This is a genomic window from Campylobacter concisus (genome assembly GCF_002913545.1).
Classification (GTDB): Bacteria; Campylobacterota; Campylobacteria; order Campylobacterales; family Campylobacteraceae; genus Campylobacter_A; species Campylobacter_A concisus_AV.
The window spans coordinates 1-14,995 of record NZ_PPBR01000120.1 but is presented as its reverse complement, the minus strand read 5'-3'; the positions used below and the strand labels follow the sequence as shown (position 1 = coordinate 14,995).

Sequence of the window (14,995 nt, the reverse complement as noted above, 5' to 3'; positions counted from 1 at the left end):
ATGGCTGGATTTAATTACGAAAAAGACTTGCCTCATCAAAATGAAGCAATAAATGCGGTTATGGATGCTTTGGTTGGATGTGATATAAAAAAGGCAATAAACGCGGAGCAAAATCCTCTAATAGAAAGTAAAAATAAGGTTTTTGACATCTGTATGCAAACTGGTACTGGCAAAACATATACATTTACAAAAATGATGTTTGAGCTAAATAAAATTGCAGGCGTTTTTAAATTTATAATCGCAGTGCCGACACTTTCTATAAAAGCTGGAACGATGAGCTTTTTAAACTCGGAGGCGACTAGAGAGCATTTTAGAGATATTTATTCTAAAAATATCAAAATTTATCTAGTCGAGAGTGCAAAGCAAAACGATAAAAAAGAGCGTATGCCAAGTGCGATAAGCGAGTATGCAAGAGCTAGTGAAAATGGTGCAATACACGTGCTTGTGATAAATCAAGGCATGATAAACTCTCAAACGCTGCAAAAAGAATTTGACGTAACTCTTTTTGATGAGATATCAAATCCTTTTAAAGCTATCTCATATACAAGGCCTATTTTGATAATAGACGAACCGCATAAATTTGATAAAGAAAATAAAACGTGGGGAAATTTGAAGAAATTTAACGCTCAACTTACATTTAGATACGGCGCTACTTTTAAAGAGTTTGAAAATAAAATTTATGAGTTAAATGCACTTGATGCTTTTAATGCGGATCTAGTAAAAGGCGTAGAGGTTTATGTAGCTAAATTTGACGAGGCAGCTGATGTAAGTGTAAGGCTGGTATCTACTAGCTCGGCGATCGCTAGACTTGAGCGTAAAGCTGATAGAAAAAGTAAGTTTTATAATCTTGGTAAGGGTGATGATCTGGAGTTAATAGATAAAAATTTAAGTGGCATCAAGATAGAAAAGCTAAATACAAAAATCGTGTTATTAAATAACGGCTTAGAGATGAAAAGAGGGGATGAAATAAACCCTTTTAGCTACTCGCAAACACTTCAACAAAAGATGTTAGGAGTCGCTGTAGATGCGCACTTTAAAAATGAGCGTGAGCTGATGAAGAGATCTCCTCGTATAAAACCACTTGCACTATTTTTTATAAATGATATAGATAGCTACCGCGAGAAAAAAGGAGAATTTAGAGCTGAATTTGAAGACCTTATAAAATCAAAAATGGAGCAAATTTATAAAGAAGAAGAGCCTGGATTTTATAAAGATTATTTAAAAAAATCGCTTGATGATCTCTCTTTAACTCATAGTGGATACTTTTCAAAAGATAATGATGATAAAGACGAGAAGATACAAAAAGAGATAGATGAAATTTTGCACGATAAAGAGAGTTTGCTTAGTTTAGACAACACAAGACGTTTTATATTTTCAAAATGGACTTTACGTGAAGGCTGGGATAATCCAAATGTTTTTACGATCTGCAAACTAAGAAGTAGTGGCTCAAATACAAGTAAGCTACAAGAAGTAGGGCGTGGGCTAAGACTGCCTGTAAATGAGTATATGGCTCGTGTAAAAGATGATAAATTTATGCTTAACTACATTGTTGATTTTAAAGAAAAGGACTTTGCAAATAGCTTGATAAACGAGATAAATGAAAGTGTTGAAACTGAGATAAATAAAAAAGAACTTACTGAAGATATGATAAGGCTTGTAGCTTTGAAATTTAGCATAAGTAAAGATGAAATTTTAAAAAGGCTTGATGAAGAATGTGCTATTAACAGAAGTAATAAATTTTTAGAAGGTGGATATGAAAAATTTAAAGAGATTTATCCGCTACGAAACGGAAATTTATCGCAAAAGATAAGAAACGTCGAAGACAAGAAAAAAGGTATAAAGATAAGACCTGCTAAGTTTAATGAGCTAAAAGAGCTTTGGGAGAGGCTAAACGAGCGAGCGATCTTAGAATATATGATAAAAGATGAAAGCGAATTTGGCACAATTTTTAGTGATTTTTTATCTGATAGAAAAGATATATTTAAGCCAAGTGGGCTTGAGGTGCAGAGGTTTGGCGTAAATGCTACAAAAGGCGGTATGAGCGTCGTAAATATAAGTAGCGTAGAAGATAAAATAGAGCCTATAAATACACTGACTTATAAAGAATTTTTAGTGAAATTAAGCGATGTGATATGTGTGAGATTAGATACATTGCATATTGCATTTGAAAAATGTAAAGATGTAGATATAAAAAATTATTTAAATTTATCTACGATATATATCTTAAAAAATGAATTTAATCGCTATTTGCTAGAGAATGCGATAAGCAAATTTAGCATCTCTTATAAAAAAGTAGAAAGTAGCGTGCATCCAACAAAATTTACTGATGAAAAAGGAGATGTAAAAGACGTAAGTCCTAAAGATCTTGGGGTGCAAAGCATTAAAGGCGAGTCAGCAAAAGAGTATTTGTTTGATGAGATATTTTATGACTCAGAACTTGAGAAAGAAAATATTATTGAGGAGATCTCAGAAGTAGTTGTCTTTACAAAACTCCCAAAGAATTCGATAAAAATCCCAGTAGCAGGTGGTGGTACGTATTCGCCAGATTTTGCTTACATAATAAATAAAAAAGATGGTAAAAGCAGACTAAATTTCATCATAGAAACAAAAAATAAACCTAAAAGTGAACTTGCGCTAAGCGAAAAGCAAAAGATTAAGCATGCGCAAGAGCTTTTTAGTTGTAGCGGATTTGACGTGAAATTTGAAACGCAATTTGAAAATGAAAAAATCTTAGAAGTTATAAAAAAGTCTTTATGATTTAGAGGCAAAAATAGCCTCTAAATTTAAACCATAAACATAACTTTTGCAAGCAGGACGATTATCGCCGCAAGCGTAAGTGCGATAGGGTGGATGTTGCCAAGTGGGCTAGGGCGCTTAAATATAAATTTGCAGCTTAAATTTACTATCACCGCAGCTACGATCACCATCGCTAAGCAAAATTTGATCATAAAAGCGATCTGTAAATTTGTCTCAAAGTAGCCTCCAGCCTTGCTGCCAACCCAGTTACTCATCATCATGCCACCAGTTAAAACTAAAAGTAGCAGACAAATAGGCATGATCCTAACAGCTACCGAGCCGATGGCTTGCTTTGTCTTTTGCGCAAGCTCTGGCGGCATCTTTTTGCTCGCTGCTCTTAAGATAATCACATCAAAAAATAGATAACCAACAAAAATGATCGCACAAAAAAGGTGAATTATCTGCGCGTAGGGGTATAAATTTTGCATATTTTTCCTTATCTGTAAATTCCAACCGCTTCACGCACTTTTTTTATCGTTTCGTGAGCCACATTTTGAGCTTTTTTAGCGCCTAGATCTAAAATTTTAGCCACCTCGCCATGGTTATTTTGATAGTATTCAAATTTCTCTCTTGCATCTTTAAAATAGTCCCAAACAAGCTCGTTTAGATAGGCTTTAAAGTGTCCGTGACCTTCTCCTCCACGCTCATATCTAGCCTGCAAGTCGCGCTGTCCGCTCTCATCTAAAAAAAGCTTTGCGATGTTATAGACGTTGCAGTTTTGCCACTGCTTTGGCTCTTCAAGCGGCGTGCCATCAGTCACGATGCTTGAAATTTGCTTTTTAAGCGTCTTGGCGTCTGCGAAGATATCGATCGTATTGCCGTAGCTTTTGCTCATCTTTTCGCCATTTGTGCCAGGCACGGTAGCGACGTTTTCATTGATCTTTGCCTCAGGCAGAGTGAAAATCTCGCCGTGTTCGTTGTTAAATTTGATCGCGATATCGCGCGCGATCTCTACGTGCTGGATCTGGTCTTTGCCCACAGGTACGACCTGCGCGTTATAAAGCAAGATATCAGCCGCCATCAAAACCGGATAGCTAAAGAGTCCGTGGTGTGAGCTAAGCCCCTTTGCGACCTTGTCTTTGTAGCTGTGCGCGCGCTCAAGTAGCCCTATAGGCGTATGCTGGCTTAGCACCCAGTAAAGCTCAAGCACGTCTTTGACGTCACTTTGCACCCAGAAAATGCTCTTGTTTGGGTCGATCCCAAGCGCCAAAAAGGCACACGCAGCATCAAATGTGTTTTGCTTTAGTGCCTTGCCGTCGCTAAGGCTGGTCATCGCGTGGTAGTTTGCTATAAACATAAACATCTCGTTTTTTTCTTGCATATCAACCATCTGTTTTATCGAGGCAAAATAGTTGCCAAGGTGTAGTTTGCCGGAGGGTTGGAGGCCGGTTAATACTCTCATCTTATCCTTTCAAATTTTGGCTTCGTTTTTTTGAGCGCCTTTAAATGAGTTTGTAAATTTTAATCATCGACAGGCTAAATGCCTAGTCTTGATTAAAATTTGACTGCACAACATTTAAATTCATCTCAAAACACTTTGCCAAAACGTTTAAATTTTAACATCAGGGTAGATATTTTTATCTAGTCTAATCTTAAAATTTAGCTTGCTAGCCTCACTTAAAAACAAAATTTCGCCTCGCCTAAACAAAAAATTCTTCGCCAAAACGTTTAAATTTTAACATCACGTTAGACTTTATGCGTCTAGCTTGATCTTAAAATTTAGCTTGCAGGCTAAATGCCTAGTCTTGATTAAAATTTAACTACACAACATTTGTCGCTTTAGCGCTCTATCAAAGTAAAGCAAATTTATCTCAAAATTTTGCCAAAATTTCTCACTACAAAACATTAAATTTGGCTCAAACATCACAAATTACAACATCACGCCAGACAGCCATCTAGCCTGATCTTGAAATTTATCGTTGCAAGCAGCCCACGCCACTTTGCAACTAAACTTTTAAAAGTATCCTTATCTCTTTTACGATCTGCTTTGGAGTTTTGCCCTCCACTTCAATGATATAATCAGCCTTTTTTTCATAGAGTTTCTCTCGCTCCAGATGAAGCGCCTCGGCCTTTTTTAGGTCGCTTAAAAGTGGGCGTTTGGCGAGTTTTTTCTCGCTATTTTTGCTATTTTTTAGCCTTTGCATGATCGCATCAAAGCTTGCTTTTAGATAGATCACGGTACCTATTTTGTTTAAATTTTTAACCTTTGCAAAGCCCCCACCTGTCGAGATGATCGCATTTTTGACATTTGTGGCTAAAAATTTAGCCAGATCTTTTTCAAGCTGCCTAAAATGCTCTTCGCCAAATTCATCAAAGATAGCCTTTATCTTCATATTTTGTGAGCTCTCTAGCAAGTCGTCGCAGTCAAGGTTCATCGTCTTTAGCGCCTTGCTTAGCGCTCTTGCGGTTGTGCCCTTACCAACGCCCATAAACCCTATCAAAACGATATTATTGTTCTTTGTCTTCATCACTCTCTCCACGTTTTTTAGGGATTAGCACGATAGGCACGCCAGCTAGACTAAAGCTCTCTCTAAGCTTGTTTGTCAGGTAGCGCTTGTAGCTAAAGTGCAGGCATTTTGGGCGGTTCATTATGAGCGCTATCATGATAGGTGCGGTTTTAAACTGCACTGCGTAGTAAATTTTCACGACCCTGCCTTTATCTCGTGGCAGTGGGTGCGCCTTGGTCGCTTCGCCGATCACTTCATTTAGCTTTGAAGTTTGGATTTTTTGGGTGTAGTTTTTGTAAATTTCAACTATGAGCGGGTAAATTTTATGCACTCTCTTGCCGCCAAGTGCCGAAACACTGATGATCGGCGCGTATGAGAGAAATTTAAACCTATCTTTTATCTCCTTGCAAAGCTCGTCAAATTCTTCGCTGCTTTTGTCCCATTTGTTTAGCACGATGATGACGCCAAGCTCAAATTTCGAGGCGATGCCAGCTATGCGCTCATCAAGCTCAGTTAGTGGCTCAGAGCTATCAAGTACAAGTAGCGCTACGTCTGTCTCTTCTAAAATTTTCTCAGTTCTATTTAGTGCGTATCTCTCGATGCCCTCGATCTTGCCACGCTTTCTGATGCCAGCAGTATCGACAAACTCAAAAATTCTGCCATCATGCTCGTAAATTTCATTGACTGGGTCGATCGTAGTGCCTGCCACATCGCTAACAACGGCGCGACTCTCTTTTACAAGGGCGTTTAGAAGTGAGCTTTTGCCGACATTTACGCGGCCTATGATGCCAACTCTTATGTTTTTGCTCTCATAGTCTATCTCGTCGCTTAGCTCGCCCTCGTCGTTATAGTTTTCTAAAAAATCATCAAAATCATCGCTCGTATCGGCCTTTATCTGCACTTTTGCTTCTAAGTGCTTTGCTAGCCACATGCTAAGCTCATCGACGCCGGTGTTGTGGCTTACTGAAATGCCAAACGAGTTTTTTGCGCCAAAACTTACAAATTCCCACTCTCTTTGCTCGTCTTTTTTGCTGTCGATTTTGTTGATGACTAGAGCGATTGGTAAATTTAGCTTGCTAAGCTCGTAAAAAATGGCTCTATCTTCGTCATCTGGCATCATTTTGCCATCGACCATGTAGAGGATAACGTCTGAGTTTTTAGCCTCTGCTAAGGTCTTTGCTTTTACATTTTTAAAAAGCTCGCTGCTATCATCAAGCCCGCCGCTGTCGATTAGTATACACTCTTTGCCCTCAACTTCGATCTTAGCTTTATTTGTATCTCTTGTAGTGCCGCTAACGTCGCTTGTTATGGCGATGCGTCTTCTTGCTAAGCGGTTAAAAAGTGAGCTTTTGCCGACATTTGGCTTGCCTACTAATATTACTTTTTGCAAATTTTGTCCTTTTTATGATGGCTGATTATACAAATTTTTCTCTTATATAAAGTATAAAATTACGCTTAAAAGCGCCGAAATAAAAGAAAAAATCAACCAAAATTTAAGCCACTTTTTATTAAAATGAGTGCTTTAAATTTAGAGGTTTTGCGATGTTCAAAAGGTTTTATATTTCACATCTTGGCATTTTTTACATGCTCTTTGCTTGCTTTATGTTTGCCGTGACTGGCGCATTTGCGAAGTATCTGAGCAAAGATATGCCTTCTATCGAAGTTGTTTTTTTTAGAAATTTGATCGGACTTTTCATCGTCATCTACGCCATCTATAAATTTCCATTTAAACAAACTGGCGGGCACTTTTTCTTGCTAATGTTTCGCGGTTTTGTGGGCACGGTGGCACTTTTTGCCTTTTTTTATAACGTCGCGCACGTAAATTTAGCCACAGCCTTTACATTTCAAAAGACAAACCCAATCTTTACAGCCATTCTTGCAGCTATCGTGTTTAAAGAGCGGCTAAGTTCGCTTGGCTGGTTTGCTGTCTTTTTGGGATTTGGCGGAATTTTGCTTGTTATCCAGCCAAATTTAGGTATCAATAAAACCGATATCATCGGCATTTGGAGCGGTCTTGGAGCGGCTATTGCCTACACGAGTGTCAAGGAGCTAAACAAGAGCTACGGCACAAATATTATTGTGCTAAGCTTCATGCTTTGGGGTTCGTTTTTGCCGCTTATTTGTATGGGGCTGGCGGAGTTTTTTACCTACGAGCCACTTGATTTTTTGTTTTCAAAATTTAGCATGCCAAACTGGAATAACGTTGTTTTTATCTTGCTAATGGGACTTAGCGGTTACTATTTTCAGGCGTTTATGACAAAGGCATTTGCGGTTGGCAAAAAAGCTGGCGTGATCGCTGCGGTTAGCTACGCTGACGTCATCTTTACGCTGATAATTGGCTATTTTATGGGCGATGCGTTGCCAAATCACCTAGCGCTTATGGGCATTGTGCTTATTGTGGTGAGTGGAATTTTAGTTGTGAGAGAAAAATAGGACAATGCTATGAAAATAGAAATCGGAGAATCTTTATTTTATTCTTGGCTTCGCCATGTTAAAGAGTGCCAAATAGTGCAAACCAACTGGAAAATTTCTCCAAAATGGGAGATAAAATTTTCAGACGAGTTAGAAAATATAATGTCAAAAACAGATGAGCTTTTTTCTAGTAAATACGGATATAAAATTTATAAACAAAATACCTCATTAAAACAACTTTTGCAACAAGCAGAGTGTGATGCGCTTGGCGTTTGCGTGAGAGATGGAGTTAGTGAAATTTACGCAGTTGATGTTGCTTTTCATGAGTCTGGGCTAAATTATGGTGGGCTTGATGAAACAGTGGCTAGAGTTGTAAAAAAATGCACAAGAGCAGCTATGTGTATTTATGGATATTTTGGTGTTAAAAAAGCCAATATTATTTTTGCGTCTCCAAAAATAAACAAACAAATTTTATATGCTCTGCAACCTTGCTTTATTGATCTAAATGAGATGATGCTTGAAATGGGATTGGAATTTGATTTTAGAATGATTGCTAATGATGACTTTTTAAATTCCGTATTAAAACCAATTTTAGAAGTAAGTGGTAATGTGGCCGATACGTCAGAGCTTTTTATGCGTTCCTATCAGATGCTAACTTTATTTGACAAAAAAGAGTTAAAAGGCACAGAAAAACAAGAAATAGAAAAACGCAAAATAGTTGCACACGATTATCAATTTTCTAAAGAATATATTGATAATAAAAACAATCAAGATGAATACGCAGAGCTACAAGTTGGACAAATAGCAAGATTTGTCATGAGAAAAATTTTAGCCAGCGGCGAAGTGGACGCAGACGAGATAAGCAGGCTGCAAAATGAAAGATATAGCAAATATAATCTCGGATTAAATTATCCTGCGCTTGTAATGGCGAACGCAGAGTATGATAAAGCTCGTTATTATGCCGATCCGATACTTATAAACGGCATATATTATAAACTTTGTAAAGAATGGTATGAAAATCCGTCGAACAATGACAGACCGTATTTGATAGAGTGGATCAATAAATTTAAATAAAATTTTAGGAGAAAAAATGATATTAATAGCAGGGCCTTGTGCCATCGAGAGCAAGGAGCTAGTTTTTGAAGTGGCAAAAAGGCTAGTTAAATTTAACGAAGATAAGCGGATAGATTTTTATTTCAAATCAAGCTTTGACAAGGCAAATCGCACGAGCATTAGCTCGTTTCGCGGGCCTGGACTCGAAAAAGGCTGCGAAATTTTAGCTGATGTAAAAAAAGAATTTGGCTTTAAAATTTTAACCGATATCCACGAGAGCTATCAGGCAGCACCTGTAGGCGAGGTTGCGGACGTGCTGCAAATTCCAGCATTTTTGTGCCGCCAGACTGATCTGCTCGTGGCAGCTGCAAAGACAAAAGCGGTCGTAAATATCAAAAAAGGGCAGTTTTTAGCGGCGTCTGCGATGAAGCACTCTGTTAAAAAGGTGCTTGAGACAAGGGGTGTGAGTGGCGATGGATACGAGGTCGCAAAGAAAAACGGCGTGTGGCTAACGGAGCGTGGAAGCACCTTTGGCTATGGAAATTTAGTCGTAGATATGAGAAATTTGGTGCTGATGAGAGAGTTTGCGCCAGTCATTTTCGACGCTACTCACAGCGTGCAAATGCCTAGCGCACTTGGTGAAAAGAGCGGTGGCGACGCTAGATTTGTGCCGTATCTTGCAAGAGCGGCAGCTAGCGTTGGGGTGGATGGATTTTTCTATGAGACGCATATAAATCCTTGCGAAGCACTATGTGACGGGCCAAATATGCTAAATTTAGACGAGCTTGATGCAAATATCGCTCAAATTTTTAAGATAAAAGACGCTCTAGGCGATGCAAACTAAGGGCTTTTTGTGGATATTTCTTGGCGCGGTGGCCGAGTGTGGCTGGGCGTATGGGCTAAAGCACGCATCAAATTTAAGTGAATTTTTGCTTACGACACTGCTTGTAAGTATAAGTTTTGTCTCGTTTATGAAAGCTTTAAAGTATCTGCCAGTAAGCATCTCTTATGCTGTATTTGTGGGCTTTGGAACAGCTTTTATCGTCATAGCTGAGATCGTTAGCGACTACGTAGCAAGTGGGGCTTTGCCAAATTTCATTAGGCTATTTTTTATAGCGACGCTCATTTTAGGCGTGTTTGGACTAAAAGGCATAAAAGAATGATCCACTTTTTAGCGCTTTTACTAGCTGGATGTTGCGAGGTTTCTGGCGTCTTTTTTATCACGAAATTTTCAAAAAGCACAGGTGTAAAAAAATGGGCAAATTTCATCCTTTTGCTTGGAAATTTCGCCCTTTCTCTAACGCTACTTAGCTATGCTATGCAAACTATCGCTATGTCGGTGGCGTATGCGATCTGGACAGGCATCGGAGCGATCGGAGCAGTCGTGGTAGGCGTAGTTTTTGAAGGTGAGAAGATAAATTTTAAAAAAGCCTTGTTTTTAGCGCTCATCATCTTTAGCGTCATCATGCTAAAGATAGTTTGACGAAGGGTCTATTTTTAAACAAGCTTTTGCTAAACTTGCATAAAAAATAAAGGAGAAAAGATGAAAATAATCGAGGGAAATTTAGCCCTAAAAGGCAACGAAAAGATAGCGATCATAAACGCAAGGTTTAACCACATTATCACAGACCGCTTGGTAGAGGGCGCAAAAGATGCATTTTTACGTCACGGCGGCGACGAGAAAAATTTAACTTTAGTACTAGTTCCTGGCGCATTTGAGATACCTATGGCGCTTGAAAAGGTGCTTGCAAGCGGTAAATTTGACGCGGTTTGCTGCGTGGGAGCGGTGATAAGAGGCGCAACGCCACACTTTGACTATGTAAGCGCTGAGACCACCAAAGGCATCGCAAACGTGACGCTAAAATACGCAAAACCAGTCACATTTGGCGTGCTAACGGTAGATAACATCGAGCAAGCGATAGAGCGAGCTGGCAGCAAGGCTGGAAACAAAGGCTTTGAAGCGATGACGGGCGTTATAGAGATGCTAAATTTATACAAAAAGCTAGGAGAGTAAAATGGCCACACGTCATCAAGTGAGACAAGCCATCGTTTCGCTACTTTACTCAAACGAGATAAACCCCGTAACTGCGGAGTTTGAAGAGGAATTTTTAGAAGAGAAAAAGATAAGAAATGAGCGCAAAAACGAGGCGCAACAGACCTTTAAAGAGGTGCTTGCAAATAAAGAAAAACTAGATGAAATTTTAAAACCACACCTAAAAGATGGCGACTTTAGCAAGGTTGGCGCAACTGAGCTTGCTATCCTTAGACTTGGGCTTTATGAGATGAAATTTAGCCAGACCGATAAAGCCGTCATCATAAACGAGGCGATCGAGCTTGCAAAGGAGCTTGGAAGCGATCAGGCGCCAAAATTTATAAACGGTGTGCTAGATAAGATAAAGGGCGATCTATGAGGCTCTGTGTCGCTCTTGACATGGCTAGCAAGGATGAAAATTTAGCCCTCGTGCGTGAGTTAAAAGGGCTTGATCTTTGGCTAAAAGTGGGGCTTAGAAGCTACCTTAGAGACGGAGCTAAATTTATAGAGGAGCTAAAAGGGGCAGGGAAGTTTAAAATCTTCCTTGATCTAAAGCTTTACGATATCCCAAACACCATGGCAGACGCCGCTGAGGTCGTCTCAAAGATAGGCGTGGATATGATAAATTTGCATGCAAGCGCTGGCGAGCGAGCGATGAAGACCGTTATGGAGCGTCTTAATGCGCTGCAAAATCGCCCTTTAGTGCTTGCTGTATCAGCACTTACTAGCTTTAGCGAGAGCGAATTTGAAGCGGTTTATAACGATACTATTTCTCGCTCGGTTAGGAAATTTAGCCAGATGAGCTTTGAAGCAGGGCTTGACGGTATGGTCTGCTCGGTCTTCGAAAGCAAGCTCATAAAAGACGTGACAAATCAAAATTTCATCACGCTTTGCCCTGGAGTTAGGCCTTTTGGCGAGAGTGCGGGCGATCAAAAGAGGGTTGCAAATTTAGTTAGCGCAAAGCAAGAGGGCAGCGACTTTATCGTCGTTGGCAGGCCGATCTACGAAAACGCAAACCCAAGAGAAATTTGCGAACGCATTTTGGAGCAAATTTAGCGCACTAGCTTGCATAAAATTTGATCTAAAATCATTTTAAGCATGGCTTTTCGCGTAAGAAAATTTAATTAAACCACCTCGCCAGAAGCTTGGATAGCGACTTAGCGTAGTAGCAAGATGAAACTTAGCGAGCTTTACAACGCGCGAATAAAATTTAATTACGGTGAGCTTGGCGGAATTTAAAAGAAATTTGAGGTAAATTTTGAGCGATTTTAAGAAAATCCCCTATGTCGGCGAGGCGACGCAGGCTGATTTGCTGGCGCTGGGCTACAAGGATATCGCTTCGCTAAAGGGCGCGGACCCTGAGGAGATGTTTGAACGCACAAAGGCGCTTGGGCGAGGCAACGATAGGTGCATCCTCTACGTTTACCGCATGGTTTGTTATTACGCAAACACTCCGCACCCAGATAAAGCCAAGCTAAAATGGTGGCTTTGGAAGGATTAAATTTTAAATTTTTAGCGCTAGTTTTTAAATTTGATCTATTAAATTTAAATAGTGCAGGTCTTTGCAGAAAACAAGCACACTTTTTGCCGCGAAAAAACGGAGCCAAAAATTTGCTTTTTAAAATTTAAAATATAGGTTTAGATATGCTTTTTTTACTTAAATTTTTCTAGTCGTTTTTATGCTTTAGTTTTGAAAAATTTATTTGTTCTTGATCTTATAAACAAATTTATAGTTGTTTTAAAATTTTTTGATTTTTTAATTCATTTTTTTTGTAAAAGCGGATATTCGTCATATTTATTAGTGTTAGAAATACAAAATATATACACATTATAAGTAATTTTTTGATCAAAGAAGAACTTTTATAGTTGAAGCTTAAATGCAGACGATAAGAGAAAATATTTCTATGAAATTGTATGATTCAAGGGCATTGCGCCCTTGAGATTATGATCTAACAGGTGAAAGATAAGGTTTTTCAGAGTGCATAGACATCTCGTTTTGTTGTCTAAATGCTATATACTCCTCTTCGCTTAACCTTTTTATGTTAGCTATAGTGATCTTAAGAGGTGTGATACCTGAGAGTGGGTCGTGGTCTTGTGCGTTTGCAAGCTCGTTACCGTCAGCCTCACTATAGTGGAAAGTCGTAAATATCGTACTTTCTCTAAGGTCAGGATTTACGCGAAGTTTAGCTGCGATCCTGCCACGTTTATTCTCTACCATTGCATAGCAGCCATCTTCTAGCTCTCTTTCTCTTGCGATATCAGGGCTTACTTCGATTAGCGGACCTTCGATACCAGCACCATACTCTAGCGGTGGACACTCTCTAGTCATCGTACCTGTGTGGTAGTGATAGACTTTTCTACCTGTTGTAAATAAGCAAGGATAGACCTCATCTGGCACTTCGCTCATCGCACCTGAGCCTACTGGATAGCCATCAGGTATATGCATTTTGGCTTTAAATTCAGCCTCCATGCTCGCACGCTTATCTTTATCATCAGCATAAAGCACTGGAGCTAGGCGGAATTTACCATCAGGTAGCATTGATTTGTGATCAGTATAAAGATCAGGTGTGCCTGGGTGATCTTCATCAGGGCATGGCCAGCTGATGCCACCTAGTTTTTCAAGTCTATAGTAGCTGATACCGCCAAAGAATTTAGGCATTAGTTTTCTAAGCTCGTCCCAAACCTCTTCTGCACTTAAGAAGTCAAATCCTTCAAGTCCCATAGCTTTTGCGATGTTACAAACTACTTTCCAGTCAGGCTCTACGCCACCTACTGGTTCGCTTGCTTTTCTAGTTCTTTGAACGCGGCGAGATGTGTTGATAAATGTTCCATCTTTCTCGCCCCAACCAGCTGCAGGTAAGACGACATCGGCCTTTTGAGCACTTTCAGTGAAGAATAGATCTTGCACGATAAAGCAGTCTAGGTGGTGCGTAGCATGCACAAAGTGCTCTGTCCAAGGGTCACTCATAACAGGGTTTTCGCCGTAAACATAAAGCACTTTTAGCTCGCCGCTATCCATCTTATCAGGTGCATATGTTAGTTTAAAGCCAGGCACTGGATTAAGCTCGAAGTGCCAAACTTTGCGAGCTTGCTCTTGTGCGTAAGCGCTATTTACTGCACCTGCTGGGATGACGTTAGGTAGTGCGCCCATATCGCATGAGCCTTGAACGTTGTTTTGTCCACGAAGTGGATTTACTCCAGCGCCTTTTTTACCTAAATTTCCTGTTAGGATCGCTAAATTTGAAAGCGAGAATACATTTGATGTGCCGTCGCTAAACTGAGTGATACCCATAGTGTAGCAAATAGCAGCACTGCCAGCTTTTGCATACATCCTAGCAGCCTCAGTGATAAGCTCTTTTTTGACACCAGTCTCACGCTCAAATCTCTCAGGAGTGAAGTCTTTTACGGCTTCTTTTAGATACTCAAAACCCTCTGCATATTTTTCGATAAATTCTGTATCTTGTAAATTTTCAGAGATGATGACGTTCATCATTGTGTTTAGTGTTTTGATGTTTGAGCCAACTGGAATTTGCAAGAATATATCGGCTTTTTTAGCCATATCGGTGCGTTTTGGATCCACAACGATCATTTTTGCACCACGCTCTAAACCTCTTTGCATCTGCATAGCGATGATAGGGTGGCATTCGCTTGTGTTTGTGCCTATTAGTAAAAATACATCTGTATCAGTCGCAAATTCAACAAGATCATTTGTCATCGTTCCGTTTCCAAGGGTGCTGGCAAGACCTGCCACTGTTGGAGCGTGTCAAAGACGAGCGCAGTGATCTACGTTGTTACTTCCTAAAGCACGAAAGAATTTTTGAAATACATAGTTGTCTTCGTTGTTTGAACGAGCTGAACTAAAGCCCATGATAGAGCTTGGACCATATTTTTCAACGCTATTTTTAAAAGTCTTTCCTAAAAATTCATAAACCTCTTCAAAGCTAACCTCTTCAAGTTTGCCCTCTTTGTTAAACTCTCCGTTTAGTTTTCTCATCATTGGTTTAGTTAAACGTTTTGGAGAATTTACAAATTCCCAACCAAACATACCTTTTAAGCACAACTCGCCATCATTTACATGGTGGTTCTCAGTCGGCTTTGCATCGACTATCCTACCGTTTTCTACGATAAGGTCTATGCCGCAACCAGTTCCGCAATACGGACAGGTTGTTTGAACAATCTTTTGCATAGATTTCCTTTCAAGTAATATTTCTAATAACTCGGTTATTATATACCTGTTTCTTTAAACCATCTCCTA

General features: G+C 39.5%; 15 protein-coding genes. 10 read left to right on the top strand and 5 right to left on the bottom strand.

Annotated features, from left to right (window positions below):
- Complete coding sequence (locus CYP05_RS07735) at window positions 1–2,757, top strand: type III restriction-modification system endonuclease (RefSeq protein WP_103642521.1); 2,757 nt, start codon at window positions 1–3, stop codon at window positions 2,755–2,757.
- Between the two features lie 26 nt (window positions 2,758–2,783).
- Here the strand turns inward: CYP05_RS07735 and CYP05_RS07730 are convergent, their stop codons facing one another.
- The 4 genes from CYP05_RS07730 to der all read right to left on the bottom strand — a co-directional run bounded on the left by CYP05_RS07730 (window position 2,784) and on the right by der (window position 6,633).
- Window positions 2,784–3,224, bottom strand: coding sequence for a copper resistance protein CopD (locus CYP05_RS07730; protein WP_103642520.1), 441 nt, complete (start codon window positions 3,222–3,224; stop codon window positions 2,784–2,786).
- 8 nt (window positions 3,225–3,232) lie between these two features.
- Complete coding sequence (gene trpS / locus CYP05_RS07725) at window positions 3,233–4,198, bottom strand: tryptophan--tRNA ligase (protein ID WP_103642519.1); 966 nt, start codon at window positions 4,196–4,198, stop codon at window positions 3,233–3,235.
- Between the two features lie 544 nt (window positions 4,199–4,742).
- Window positions 4,743–5,264, bottom strand: coding sequence for a shikimate kinase (locus CYP05_RS07720; RefSeq protein ID WP_103642518.1), 522 nt, complete (start codon window positions 5,262–5,264; stop codon window positions 4,743–4,745).
- The gene (gene der, locus CYP05_RS07715; protein ID WP_103642517.1) at window positions 5,245–6,633 is read right to left on the bottom strand and encodes a ribosome biogenesis GTPase Der; all 1,389 of its coding nucleotides are present in this window, start codon (window positions 6,631–6,633) and stop codon (window positions 5,245–5,247) included. Before der ends, CYP05_RS07720 begins: the two co-directional genes overlap by 20 nt.
- Before the next feature lie 152 nt (window positions 6,634–6,785).
- On the opposite strand from der, the gene CYP05_RS07710 reads away from it, so the two are divergent.
- The 9 genes from CYP05_RS07710 to CYP05_RS07670 all read left to right on the top strand — a co-directional run bounded on the left by CYP05_RS07710 (window position 6,786) and on the right by CYP05_RS07670 (window position 12,241).
- Window positions 6,786–7,676, top strand: a complete 891-nt coding sequence (locus tag CYP05_RS07710; protein WP_103642516.1) for a DMT family transporter — start codon at window positions 6,786–6,788, stop codon at window positions 7,674–7,676.
- Between the two features lie 9 nt (window positions 7,677–7,685).
- Entirely contained in the window at window positions 7,686–8,729 is a 1,044-nt protein-coding gene (locus tag CYP05_RS07705) for a hypothetical protein (RefSeq protein ID WP_103642515.1), read from the top strand.
- A gap of 16 nt (window positions 8,730–8,745) precedes the next feature.
- Window positions 8,746–9,552 carry a 3-deoxy-8-phosphooctulonate synthase gene (gene kdsA, locus CYP05_RS07700; protein ID WP_103642514.1) on the top strand — a complete coding sequence of 269 codons (807 nt, stop codon included), beginning with the start codon at window positions 8,746–8,748 and terminating at the stop codon, window positions 9,550–9,552.
- On the top strand, window positions 9,542–9,871 hold the full coding sequence (locus CYP05_RS07695; RefSeq protein ID WP_103642513.1) for a DMT family transporter: 330 nt from the start codon (window positions 9,542–9,544) through the stop codon (window positions 9,869–9,871). Before kdsA ends, CYP05_RS07695 begins: the two co-directional genes overlap by 11 nt.
- A complete protein-coding gene (locus CYP05_RS07690; protein WP_004317710.1) occupies window positions 9,868–10,191 on the top strand; it encodes a DMT family transporter in 324 nt (107 codons plus the stop codon). The genes CYP05_RS07695 and CYP05_RS07690 overlap by 4 nt, the downstream gene beginning before the upstream one ends.
- 60 nt (window positions 10,192–10,251) lie before the next feature.
- A complete protein-coding gene (ribH, locus tag CYP05_RS07685; RefSeq protein WP_021084559.1) occupies window positions 10,252–10,722 on the top strand; it encodes a 6,7-dimethyl-8-ribityllumazine synthase in 471 nt (156 codons plus the stop codon).
- Window position 10,723: 1 nt separating this feature from the next.
- Window positions 10,724–11,119 (top strand): transcription antitermination factor NusB, encoded by a 396-nt coding sequence (gene nusB, locus CYP05_RS07680; RefSeq protein WP_004317696.1) that lies wholly within the window; start codon window positions 10,724–10,726, stop codon window positions 11,117–11,119.
- A complete protein-coding gene (gene pyrF / locus CYP05_RS07675; RefSeq protein ID WP_103642512.1) occupies window positions 11,116–11,796 on the top strand; it encodes an orotidine-5'-phosphate decarboxylase in 681 nt (226 codons plus the stop codon). Before nusB ends, pyrF begins: the two co-directional genes overlap by 4 nt.
- 202 nt (window positions 11,797–11,998) lie before the next feature.
- Entirely contained in the window at window positions 11,999–12,241 is a 243-nt protein-coding gene (locus tag CYP05_RS07670) for a helix-hairpin-helix domain-containing protein (RefSeq protein WP_103642511.1), read from the top strand.
- A gap of 441 nt (window positions 12,242–12,682) precedes the next feature.
- On the opposite strand, the gene CYP05_RS10285 is transcribed toward CYP05_RS07670, so the two are convergent.
- Window positions 12,683–14,926, bottom strand: a complete 2,244-nt coding sequence (locus tag CYP05_RS10285; protein WP_223230228.1) for a molybdopterin oxidoreductase family protein — start codon at window positions 14,924–14,926, stop codon at window positions 12,683–12,685.
- Window positions 14,927–14,995: the final 69 nt, after the last annotated feature.

Coding starts and splice junctions, on each gene's coding strand:
- CYP05_RS07690 (WP_004317710.1), top strand. CDS start 9,868: ATGATCCACTTTTTAGCGCTTTTACTAGCTGGATGTTGCGAGGTTTCT.
- CYP05_RS07695 (WP_103642513.1), top strand. CDS start 9,542: ATGCAAACTAAGGGCTTTTTGTGGATATTTCTTGGCGCGGTGGCCGAG.
- CYP05_RS07735 (WP_103642521.1), top strand. CDS start 1: ATGGCTGGATTTAATTACGAAAAAGACTTGCCTCATCAAAATGAAGCA.
- trpS (WP_103642519.1), bottom strand. CDS start 4,198: ATGAGAGTATTAACCGGCCTCCAACCCTCCGGCAAACTACACCTTGGC.
- CYP05_RS07730 (WP_103642520.1), bottom strand. CDS start 3,224: ATGCAAAATTTATACCCCTACGCGCAGATAATTCACCTTTTTTGTGCG.
- kdsA (WP_103642514.1), top strand. CDS start 8,746: ATGATATTAATAGCAGGGCCTTGTGCCATCGAGAGCAAGGAGCTAGTT.
- ribH (WP_021084559.1), top strand. CDS start 10,252: ATGAAAATAATCGAGGGAAATTTAGCCCTAAAAGGCAACGAAAAGATA.
- pyrF (WP_103642512.1), top strand. CDS start 11,116: ATGAGGCTCTGTGTCGCTCTTGACATGGCTAGCAAGGATGAAAATTTA.
- CYP05_RS07705 (WP_103642515.1), top strand. CDS start 7,686: ATGAAAATAGAAATCGGAGAATCTTTATTTTATTCTTGGCTTCGCCAT.
- CYP05_RS07720 (WP_103642518.1), bottom strand. CDS start 5,264: ATGAAGACAAAGAACAATAATATCGTTTTGATAGGGTTTATGGGCGTT.
- nusB (WP_004317696.1), top strand. CDS start 10,724: ATGGCCACACGTCATCAAGTGAGACAAGCCATCGTTTCGCTACTTTAC.
- CYP05_RS07710 (WP_103642516.1), top strand. CDS start 6,786: ATGTTCAAAAGGTTTTATATTTCACATCTTGGCATTTTTTACATGCTC.